Genomic DNA, 12,162 nt, shown 5'->3' on the forward strand with positions numbered 1-12,162 from the left:
ATATGAATTCAATTGAAATGTTGCAAATGTATGAAGAGCAAGGTTATTTGCAAAAGGAAACAATTCATGGTGCGGTATCGAATATAGCCGGAAAGTTTCCTGAAAAAACGGCGGTAATAGATTGTGACGGTTCATACACATATAAAGAGTTAGATGAATATTCTGACAGGCTCGCATCTTTCTTTTTACAGAACGGATTAAAAAGAGAAGATACGGTTTTACTTCAGCTTCCTAACTGCAGGCTTTATGTGGCGGTTCTGATGGCACTTTTAAAGGCGGGGATAGTTCCCGTGCTCATGCTTCCAACGCATAGGGGACAGGAACTGTCAAGCGTTTCGGAGGTGATAAAACCAAAAGCTTATATAGGATGTGATGAGTTTCTTGGATTTGAGTATGTCAAAATGGTGCAGGAGTCTGAAGAAACTGTTGAGCTTACAATAGAAAAAGTCTTTTCCGACAAGGAATTTGGAGGAGAGAAAAGATTTCCTGTTACGGTGATACCTGAGTATGAGGAAAGCGTTGGAATCGCCAAATTCAAGGATTATGAGGATGATTATAGAAAAATCGCACTATTTTTACTTTCCGGCGGAACAACCAATATGCCGAAGCTGATTCCAAGGATTCATGAGGCATATGTTTATAATGCCAAGGCAGTAAGCAAGGTGACTGATATTACGGAAAAAACAGTATATATGGCAGTACTTTCTACATCACATGATTATCCGCTTGCCGATCCCGGAATTCTGGGATGTCTTTATAACGGCGGAACTGTTGTGATGTGTCAGACTGCAGGCTTTGACGAAGCTTTTGAAATGATAGAGGAACATAGAGTTACGATCACATCCATAGTTCCTGCTATAGCGCAAATCTGGACGGAGGTACTTGATTGGTACGAGGGAGATTTCTCTTCTTTGGAACGGATAACTATCGGTGCAGCCAAATTAGAAAGAGAAATAGCGCTGAAATTGATAGATAAGATGGGAATAGCATTACATCAGGCATATGGACTTGGTGAAGGAATAACCTGTTATACATCTGCATCTGACGATCTTGAGGTGATTCTTACAACTCAGGGAAAACCTGTTTCTGCAGGAGATGAAGTTAAGATTGTAGATTCGGATGGAAATGAATTACCAAGATACGGACAGGGAGAATTGATTGAAAAAGGTCCGTATACATTCTTTGGATATTACGGTGATGACAGATTGAATGAGAATCTTTTTACAGAAGATGGATTTCTTCATACAGGTGATAAAGCCTATATGGATGATGCCGGAAATATTGTTATCTGCGGACGCGTAAAAGAACAGATAAACAGGGCGGGAGAGAATGTAACTCCTTCGGAGGTTGAATCGATTTTAAAGAAACATCCGGATATAAAAGACGCGGCGGTATTTGGCCGTGAAGATAAAAATCTGGGAGAGAGAACATGTGCTGTACTTGTCTCGGATAACAAAGAAATCTCAATTACTGATATAACAAGCTTTTTTAACCGACAGGGAGTGGCACAATATAAGATTCCCGATGAGATACATTTAAGGGATGGGCTTGTATTTACGAATGTAGGCAAGGTTGATAAAAAACGTTTAAAGAAGATGTTGGAAGAAAGCGAGCCGGTCAATGGATAAATCACAGATAAAAGAAACTTTAATCAGGCAGATAAAAGAGAAAAATAAAGATGTGGCAGCAGATCAGATCGCCGAGATGAATTTATATGAACTTAATATAGATTCGCTTAGTATCATGCGCATTATTTCCTATTGGATGAAGGAAGGATACAAGGTTAATTTTACGCAATTTATGAAGGCACCCTATATAAACAGCTGGGCGGATATTATTGCGAATGCACCAAGGAAAGGTGTTAAGAAATTAAAAGCCGGTATCGTTTCAGACAAAGAGCCGTTTGACCTTACAGATGTTCAATATGCTTATTGGATAGGAAGAAGAGAAAGCCAGTATCTGGGCGGAGTAGGTTGTCACGGTTATATGGAAGTCAGATGCAGTGATATAAACATTTCAAAGCTTGAGGAAGCATGGCTAGCCATTCAGAATTCACATAAAATGCTTCGTGCAAGATACACTGAGGATGGCAAGCAGTGCATTATGGATAAACCATATTTATCAAAGATAAATGTTGAAGATGTTTCAGGTTTATCAGCTGATGAGAGGGTACGATATCTTACTGAAAAGAGGGAGCGGTTATCACATCGTCTTTTAAAGATAGATGAAGGTCAGGTGGCTGCATTACAGCTTACAAAGATAAATGATAAGGATTATATATTGCATTTTGATATTGACCTTCTTATATGTGATGTACTTAGTTTTAAGATTATTTTGCGCGATCTTGCGAGATTTTATAAAGACGGTACATTGCCGAATGTGTCAGACTGGAATTTTGCACAGTATCTAAGAGATACTCACGATAATAACAAAGCTCGTCGCATGGAAGATGAAGAATATTGGAATAAAAAGATAAAGAATCTTCCCGATGGCCCTAAAATACCCGTTAGACATGGGATTGAATCAATTAAATATCCAAGATTTAAAAGAAGATTGGTTCATTTTGATAAGTCGGGCTGGGAATCCATCAAAAAAAGCGCATCCGACAATGAGCTCACACCTGCAATGATCTTGCTTACAGCTTATGCAAGGACTGTGGCAAAATGGAGTGAGAATAAAGAATTCCTTATGAATCTTCCGTTATTTAACAGGGATACTGCGGAAGGAATAGAGAATGTTGTTGCCGATTTTACCAACATTGTCCTTGTTGAAATGGATTTTACGAAGCAAAAGAGTTTTATTGAAGATGCAAAGGCTATTCGGAAGAATTTTTTGGAAAACGTAGAGCATACCAATGTATCGGGTGTTTGGGTAATGCGCAGGCTTCAAAAGGAAAAAGGAAGCGATATAAAGGCACCTGTTGTTTTTTCATGCAATTTGGGTGAACCTTTGCTTTCCGATGAGTTTGTCGAGGAATTTGGCCCGATTGATTATATGATCTCTCAGACGCCTCAGGTGTGGATTGATTTTCAGGCTTTTGATGAGGATGAAGGTCTTACACTTTTGTGGGACAGCATTGATGAGATTTTTCCGGACGGACTTCTTGATGAGATGTTTGAGCATTTCAAAAATGAATTGTCGAATGTCATCGGGTATGGAATCAATAAGGAAATTGAAAATCTGTCCTTAGGTGAGATACGTAGGAAAAAGGCTGTGGAAGAAAGTTTAAAATACCGTGCTCTTTCACAGACTTTACATGGAAAGATTTTTAATTGTGCAAAGAATAATCCCGATAAGATAGCGATTAAAAATGTAGACAGCGGAAATACCGTGAGTTATGAGAAGCTTATGAAAAAAGCTTTGGCTATAGCTTGCGGATTAACATCTCGAAAAAAGGATGATGAGTCGGGGCTTGTTGCTATATTTATGCCAAGAGGTGAAAAGCAGATTATTTCTGCGCTTGGAGTTCTATGTGCAGGAATGGGATATGTTCCGATTCATGTCGGACAGGCAAAAGAGCGAGTTCGCACAATGATCTCGGAGAAAAATATTGCCTATGTAATTACAGAAGGTGAGTATAAAGAAAACATTGATGATACGTGTGCTACTGTTTTTGATTATGAAACTTTGATAAATAACAGACCGCTTGAAGCACCGGTTGAAGTAAAGGGCACGGACAGTGCATATGTAATCTTTACATCAGGTACGACGGGAAAGCCCAAAGGTGTTGAGATAAGTCATGAGAGTGCGGCAAATACCATTGATTCCGTAAATGAATTATGCGATGTGACGGAGAATGACAGCATTCTTAATGTATCATCTTACGACTTCGATCTTTCCGTATATGATTTCTGGGGAATACTCAGAGAAGGAGGAAGTCTGTTTGTATTGTCGCAGGATTCTTGGAGAGCTGCTGACAGATGGTTGGAAGTTATAAAAGAAGAAAAGATTACCTTGTGGAATTCGGTTCCCACTCTTTTTAAAATGCTTTTGATAGAGGCGGAGGCTGAAAATGAGGCGCTTTCTTCGTTTAGATGGATCATGCTTTCGGGCGATTGGATCGATCTGGATATTCCCGAAAGAGTCGGTGCATTAAACGCTGATTCTCGGATTCTCGCGATGGGAGGTGCAACAGAGGCTTCTATATGGTCAAATTATATCGCTGTAAAAGGATGTGTTCCAAAGGACTGGGTATCTGTTCCTTATGGCAAGCCCTTGCCTAAACAGATTTATAGGGTTGTTGATGAGAACGGAAACGATTGTCCCGATTATGTTCCGGGTGAACTATGGATCGGCGGCGTGGGCGTAGCAAAAGGATATCTTGGAGATGAAGAGCTGACAGCCAATAAGTTTGTGACAGATTCTTTCGGAAGATGGTACAGAACCGGAGATATGGGAAGATTCTGGAATGACGATACAATAGAGTTTCTTGGAAGAAGCGACAGGCAAGTTAAACTTCGGGGACACAGAATCGAATTGGGTGAAATAGAAAATGCCATAGACAAACTGGATTCTGTAGAGAAATCTTACGTGGATATTATTGAAGGAAAGCAGAGCAAGGCACTTGTTGCTTATGTTTCTTTGAAGAATGCTGCAAATGACTGTATTAATAATCTGAAATCATCAATATACAGTAAAGATTCGGAAAATGATATTCAGATCAGCCAAGCGGATGAAACTATAGATAAGATCAGGAACGCGAACAGAAGATATGACAGATATTGTTCTTATAAGGCAAAACAGCTTTTAAAGAAAATCGATAAAGAGCAGGTTCTTGGAAAATATAAGAATCTGATAAGTGAATGGGAAAAAATCGCAGGTTTATATGACGAAGAGAATTTCTGTGACGAACAGCTTGATATCTTTTTTAAAACTTTTGAAAAAAATATCGGTAAGTTGTTATCAGGAAGTATGACAGCCAAAGACATTGTTACTTCAGAAGATTTTGTTGAAGTGGATCAATTGTTAATGGACGATGAAGTAGGAAAAGTGCAGGAAGATATTATTATCAAAAGACTGGATTTGGTAGTTGGTGATAATAAGAATCTAAAGGTGCTCATACTTGATTCGCATTCGCCTGAGTTTATAAAAAGAGTATGTGATATCTGCGGATATGGCAATTGCACTTTGGCTTTGTCATCAGAGTATTATGTAGGCAAGCTTAAAGAGGATATTGATGCAGACGTAAGCGTTATAAAGCTTGATATATCAAAACCTGTTTTAAAACTTACAAGCGGTTATGACGTGATCGTTGCCAATGAGTCAATTCACAGAAGCGAAAATGTAGACAATGCTCTTAATAATATAGGCAAAATACTTAAAGAAAACGGAAGAGTAATCTTTGCGGAGCCTGCAAATATGACATCGCTTGCACTTCTGACAACCGTATTTTTGAAGAGGGAGTATACAGATTTAAGAGCCGATACAGGCAATATGCTTTTATCATTTGATGATTGGAAAAAGATAATTGATGCATCGCCTCTTTCTGTAATCATAAGTTATAGCGACGAAGAAAAATTTGGAGGATTCAGCTTTTTTGAACTTATAAGTAAAAATAGGCATTTCGAAGTTACGGATGATAAGTGGATTCGTGATGGTATTAAGAATACCGTGCCTGAATATATGATACCCAAGTACTGTGTCTTTATTAATGAGATACCGGTTACTACCAACGGAAAGGTCGATAGAGCAAAGCTTAAGAGTATTGAAATTGAAGAAGAAAAAGAAACGAAGGTCTCTGAAGTCAAGTATTCTGAAACAGAGCGAAGTCTAAAAAGAATATGGGATAAACTTTTAAAGGTAGATTCGGAACGTTCTGATAACTACTTTGTTCTTGGAGGAGATTCCCTTCTTGCGACGGTTCTTAGAAATGAAATAAAGAATATATTTCATATAGATTATTCTTTGGAAGATATATTCCTTAAGCCTGTTCTTTCGGACATGGCGGAAAAGATTGAAGAGCTTTTGAATGATAACAGGTCAGAAGAAAAAGAACTTGTGATCATAAGGGATACAGAGCCATATGAACCGTTTCCTCTTACTCAGATACAGCAGTCTTACCTTATCGGCCGAAGCGGAGTATTCGATCTTAGCAATGTGAGCAGTCATTGCTATTTTGAGATGGACACGGAAGATCTGGATGAAGAAAGACTGCAGACAAGTCTGAACCGAATAATACAGCTTCATCCTATGATGAGAGTGGTTGTATGTGCGGACAATATGAATCAGAGAGTTTTGAAGGAAACACCTGAGTATCATATCAGAATAGAAGATTTTACGCACATGTCCAAAAAACTTACGGAAAAAAGATTATCGGAGATCAGAGATGAATTGTCATATCAGATATTTGATCCGTATACATGGCCTGCGTATGACTTTAGATATGCAAAGCTTAAGAACAATAAAGGAAGGCTGTTTATCAGTTTTGACAACATGTTCTTTGACGGATGGAGTATGTTCTACATATTCAGGCAGTGGAAGCAGATTTACGGCAATCCGAATGCTGAAGTAAGTAAATCAGATTTTACATTTAAAGAATATGTGCTTAGCACAAATGCAAATCTGGACAGTGCTACTTATAAGAAGGATGTGGAATACTGGCATGACAAAATAGACAGTATTTATCCCGCTCCCGAACTTCCTGTTAATAAAGATGGCGGTAACGGTAAGTTCAGACGTTTTTCCACAAGTGTTTCGTATCAAAAGTGGGAGAAACTTAAAAAACTTATTAAGAGTAACGGATTGACGGAACCTGTATTCCTGATGAATCTGTATGCGGAAGTAATCGCAAGATACAGCAGGCATCAGAAATTCAGTCTGAATCTGACGAGGTTTAACAGAACACCTTTTGTTGAAGATATCAACCATGTTGTCGGTGACTTTACAACTCTGACTATTTTAAGTCTTGATATGACAGAGGGTGACTCTTTTGTAGAGAGGGCCAAGAATCTTCAAAAAGTTTTATGGTCAGATCTGTCACATTCTACAGTAAGCGGAGTAGAAGTTGAGAGAATGATGAATCAAAACAAAGAGACCGGAATTACCATGCCGGTGGTATTTACAAGTGGAATCGGACTTACCGAAGACAGAACAAGTGAGGATAATTCTTATCTTGGAAAGCTTGGATACGGCTTGTCTCAAACGCCGCAGGTTTGGCTTGATATGCAGGTGTATGATGATGCGACGGGATTGGTGGTATCGCTTGATGCGGTTGAAAGTCTGTTCCCGGAAAACATGGTGGAGGAGATGTTTGAATGTTATTCAAACGCCTTGAACCGATTTATTGAGGATGATGCTATTTGGGAAAAGAAGCAAAAGAGTATAGTTATTCCTGATAATCAGGCAATGGTCGCAAGTATAAATGATACCGATAAGCAGTTTGAAGAGAAAACTTTGCTGGATGGATTTATTAGAAATGCGAAGAATAATCCTGATAGTACTGCGATTGTTTTTGATAAAAAGAGTTATTCATATGCTCTTATCTATGAACTTGCACAAAAATGTGCATGCAATATTTTAAAAATCGGTATTGATAAAGAGCAGCCCGTGGCAATATACATGGACAAGGGAAAGAATCAGATTGTGGCGGCGCTTGGAATAATGATGGCGGGAGGCTGCTATTTGCCGCTTAATATGAATCATCCCGTAAGCAGAAATAAAAGAATCATGGAACTTGCCAAGGTCTGCATAATGATAGTCGAAGACAGCGACAAATGTGATGATTATAAGGATGATTATCGTGTGATAGATATTAATGCTTTGGATGATACTGTTGTAGATTTTCCCAAGGTAAGTTCGGATGAGCTTGCGTATATAATTTATACCTCGGGAACAACAGGAGAACCAAAGGGAGTTGCCATTACACATGCAGGTGCGATGAACACCATAACAGATGTGAATGAAAGATTGGGATGTACGGAACATGATTCCACAATAGCTCTTTCTCAAATGAATTTCGATCTGTCTGTTTATGACGTTTTTGGAATGTTTGACGTGGGTGGCAAGATTGTTATTCCTGAGTCTAAGAGAGCCATAGAACCTTCATATTGGTATGAATTACTGGAAGAAGAGAGAATTACTGTTTGGAATTCGGTACCTGCGTATATGCAGATGTTTGTTGAATATCTGCAGAACGAAAATGAAAAATGTAGTTTTCTTAGAAGCATACTTCTAAGCGGAGACTGGATTCCGGTAGATATAAAGATGAACGTAAATGCATGTATTCCAAATGCAATCGTTTATGGTCTCGGAGGTGCAACGGAAGCGTCAATATGGTCTAACTGGCATGAGGTAACGGACATTGATAAGGACAGGGCCAGCATTCCCTATGGAATACCTTTGGCGAACCAGAAAATGTTTATTTTAAATGACAATATGGAAATTGTGCCCAATAATGTGCCGGGGGATCTTTATATTGCAGGTGCCGGTCTTGCGAGATGTTACTGGAATGATACTGAACGCACAAGAGCAGCATTTATAGAAAATGCTTTTGATGGACTTCGTCTTTATAATACAGGAGATTTGGCAATGTATTCTCCCGAAGGACATATAGTATTTCTGGGAAGAGAAGACGGTCAGATCAAGCTTGGCGGATATCGTATAGAGATAGGAGAAATTGAATCCGCTATCAGGAAGCTGACAAATTGCAACAATGCGGTAGTGTTTAGTGGAAATCAGCTCACGGCATATGTTAGTCGTAACGATAACGATATTAATGTACTGGAAGGATTGAAAGATCTGATACCGAGCTACATGATTCCGAAAGCAGTTTATGATATTGATGATATGCCTCTTAGTGCAAACGGAAAAGTAGACAGAAAGAAGCTTATCAAAATGTTCGATAATACAGACAATGTTGCAAAATGTGAGCTTCCAAGATCTGAAGTTGAAATAAATCTTGCGGGAATATGGCAAGAGTGTCTGGGAATTGAGCAGATTTATCTCGGGGATAATTTCTTCTTAAAAGGAGGAGATTCGCTTAAAGCGGTTACTATTGTCAACGAGATTAAAAATTCATTCCATGTCGAATTAAATCTTGGAACGATTTTTGAACATCCGACTATTGAAGCTTTGGCAGGAGTTATCGAAGAACAGATATGTGACGCTGAGGAAGGAGAGATTTAGTGAGTAAGATAAGAACTGTCGTATGCGGAACATCTTTCGGAAGATTTTACATAGAGGGAGTAAAGTTATCCGATGACAAATATGAACTGGTCGGAATTCTTTCTACGGGGAGCAGTCAGTCCAAAGAAATTGCCGAAAGAGAGAATGTAAGGCTATATACTGATGTGAATGATATTTCAAAAGATGATGTCGATCTGGCATGTGTTGTTGTCAGATCAAACATTGTCGGAGGTAAAGGAACTGAGCTTGCCCTCGCTTTTCTTGAAAAAGGAATTCATGTCATTCAGGAACAACCGGTGCATTTTGATGACATGCGCAAATGTTATATGGCAGCTAAGAAGAATAATTGCCATTATTTTGTCGAGATGTTCTATTCCTATTTACCGGTGACAAATAAATTTATTGAGATGGCAAATAGGCTTATTGAAAAAACAAGACCTGTTTATCTGGAAGCATCCTGCAGTTTGCAGGTGCTTCTGCCTCTCATAGATGTTATCGGAAGAGTATTAAAAGGATTTACGCCTTGGGAGATTGATGAAAACAGTCTTTTGAACGTTGGAATGTTTAGTCAGCTTTCGGGAAAGGTTAAGAATATTCCCTGCCAGATAAAGATTCAAAATGAATTAAACAGTGATAATCCGGATAACTATGTTTATCTTATGCAGAGAATAACACTGTATACAGAGTCCGGAAGTCTTAGCATGACGGAGTCGCATGGAGAAATAATCTGGAATCCAAGATATCTGATTCCGAGGGATGAGCGAGGCGTGCTGGATCCGTATCAAAATGATGACGTTTTAAACATTGAGTTAAGTGAAATCCTGAAAAAAGAGGATAACCTTGATATAAGAGGACTTTTTGAAAAAGAGTGGCCAAATACAATAAGGAATTATCTGAATATCCACTATTCAAAGATAAAAAGCGAATCTGACGATAAACTCTTACAGCAGCATAACCTTACTGCGGCTAAGTACTGGAATGAGATTGGAAGAATGATAGGGACAAGCAGAGATGTACCTGAAGAAAAAATTGTTCCGATCAAAATGAAAGATCTTTTAAATACTGACTGCGGGGAGGCATGAAAATTATGAAGGTTACTTCTTTAATTATTATTCTTGTCGCAATACTAATCTGTTTAATGATGCTATGCAGGTTGGTAGGTTTTGGGGTCTTGTTTGTTGTCTTTAGAATGAAGCTTAAACTGAATCCGGCACAGACAGATTATTCCTGTTTTGAAAAAGAGAATATATCTGTGAAAAAGGGAACGGTAACATCGGGAGAAAGAGAGCTTACAAAATACTTATTTACAAGAGGTACGGAAAGAAGTAAAAAACTGGCTGTATTGAATAAGGGAACGGGGCTTTTTTGTCCTGATTACAGAAAGCTTATTATTGCATTGTCTGATGCGGGATATGATATATATTCTTTTGATGTTGTAGATAAATTTGTAAAGGATGGTATATACATTCCTAAGGGCTATCAGCAATGGATCATTGATCTAAAGGCTGTATTGAATGATGTTGAAGAAAACTATAATTATGAGTCGCTGTATTTCACCGGGCACAGTGTGGGAGCATACGCAATCTGTGCTATTTTAAAAGATTATTCATTTAAGGTGAGGGCAGTTGCTGCAATTGCCGCATTTAACAGCGGAATTGAATATGCAAAGATGTATTATAAGAAGTTTTCCAATTTTATTACAAAACAGATGATATACGGGGCTGAGGATTATAATCGTATATTCTACAAAGAATATGCCGATTATTCGGCGCTTGACGGAGTAAACAATGTCGACTTGCCGATAATCGTATTTCAGGGCAACAATGATAAAATTCTACCAACAGAATGTAGTTTGGTCGGATACAGAGATGAAGTGAAAAATGATAATGTTTCATTTCAGACTTTGGACGGAAATCATGATATATATGACAATGATTTTGTAGTTGGCAAGCTTATTGAATTCTTGGATAAGTACTAATGATGAAAGGGTGAGATGATTTTGAACGCAAAAAACCAAACACAGATGCTCATCAATGGATTTATGAGCACTGCGATTATTTATTCCGCTTGCGAACTCGGTGTATTTGATTCTATAAAAAGAGAAAAAAATAAGCTGAATCTTTTGGCAGAGGATCTTAATGTAGATCCGGTTTATCTTATAAAAATACTTAGACCGTTGGAACAGTATCGAATAATAAGATGTGAAAATGAAGTCTACAGCTTGACTGATATGGGAGAGTATCTTGCGGAGGATTCGGAAGATTCACTTAAAGATTACACTTTGTTTTGCGGAAGAGAATGTATAAAAGTATGGATGAAAATGTATGATTCCATGGTTGAATGCAAAGCACCGATGGAACTTTTGGGAGAGGATGAACTTTTTAATAATCTTGAGAATGATGAAGACCGCTTTTCTACATTTAACAAGATGATGAGCTCCGTAAGCAAACAACTTGATCTTGAGGCTCTGTTTATAAAACTTGAAAGCAAATTTTCTTGTATCGATATTGTGGATGTAGGGGGCGGGACAGGAACCATAATAAAGAAGTTTTTGAGATATTATCCTCAGGCCAGGGGCACCATACTTGATCTGAGTCAGGCGAAAGATGCAGCGGAAGAAGGGCTTTTGAAAGATGGATTTAGCACAAGGTGTGTTTTTAAAGAGGCTGATTTCTTTAAACCTTTGCAGGTTACGGGAGATATATTTGTTCTTTCCAGAGTTTTGCATGACTGGGATGATGAAAAATCTGAACTTATATTGAAAAATGTAAAAGATGCAATGGGCGATGACAGTAAACTTGTGATAATTGATGAGATTATCCTTGATTCGAACAATCCTGCTTGTATAAAAGGATATATATGTGACATACAGATGTGGGTGTTCTGTAACGGAAAGGAACGGACAAAAGCAGAATTTGAAGTACTTCTTAAAAAAGCTGGGCTTCAAATAGATGATATAATTAATATTGATAATGGTACTTCTGCCATTATATGTAAGAAAGAAAACGTAACATCCTACGAAGTGGGAGAGATATAAGT

The 12,162-nt window shown here is 38.2% G+C and carries 5 protein-coding genes; all 5 read left to right on the forward strand.

The window, feature by feature from the left end:
- Positions 1-2: 2 nt before the first annotated feature.
- The 5 genes from BM398_RS03835 to BM398_RS03855 are packed head-to-tail and all read left to right on the forward strand — an operon-like array spanning position 3 to position 12,160.
- Complete coding sequence (locus BM398_RS03835) at positions 3-1,628, forward strand: (2,3-dihydroxybenzoyl)adenylate synthase (RefSeq protein ID WP_175531829.1); 1,626 nt, start codon at positions 3-5, stop codon at positions 1,626-1,628.
- Positions 1,621-9,123 carry a non-ribosomal peptide synthetase gene (locus BM398_RS03840; protein WP_092336492.1) on the forward strand — a complete coding sequence of 2,501 codons (7,503 nt, stop codon included), beginning with the start codon at positions 1,621-1,623 and terminating at the stop codon, positions 9,121-9,123. Before BM398_RS03835 ends, BM398_RS03840 begins: the two co-directional genes overlap by 8 nt.
- Positions 9,123-10,205 (forward strand): Gfo/Idh/MocA family oxidoreductase, encoded by a 1,083-nt coding sequence (locus BM398_RS03845; RefSeq protein ID WP_092336493.1) that lies wholly within the window; start codon positions 9,123-9,125, stop codon positions 10,203-10,205. The genes BM398_RS03840 and BM398_RS03845 overlap by 1 nt, the downstream gene beginning before the upstream one ends.
- Before the next feature lie 5 nt (positions 10,206-10,210).
- On the forward strand, positions 10,211-11,101 hold the full coding sequence (locus BM398_RS03850) for an alpha/beta hydrolase (RefSeq protein ID WP_175531830.1): 891 nt from the start codon (positions 10,211-10,213) through the stop codon (positions 11,099-11,101).
- 21 nt (positions 11,102-11,122) lie between these two features.
- A complete protein-coding gene (locus BM398_RS03855; RefSeq protein WP_175531831.1) occupies positions 11,123-12,160 on the forward strand; it encodes a methyltransferase in 1,038 nt (345 codons plus the stop codon).
- Positions 12,161-12,162: the final 2 nt, after the last annotated feature.

Origin of the sequence: Butyrivibrio sp. M55, from assembly GCF_900116865.1 — a bacterium.
GTDB lineage: Bacteria > Bacillota > Clostridia > Lachnospirales > Lachnospiraceae > Butyrivibrio.

Excerpts from the sequence above, each read along its gene's own strand:
- BM398_RS03840 (WP_092336492.1), top strand. The coding sequence starts at position 1,621 with ATGGATAAATCACAGATAAAAGAAACTTTAATCAGGCAGATAAAAGAG.
- BM398_RS03850 (WP_175531830.1), top strand. The coding sequence starts at position 10,211 with ATGAAGGTTACTTCTTTAATTATTATTCTTGTCGCAATACTAATCTGT.
- BM398_RS03835 (WP_175531829.1), top strand. The coding sequence starts at position 3 with ATGAATTCAATTGAAATGTTGCAAATGTATGAAGAGCAAGGTTATTTG.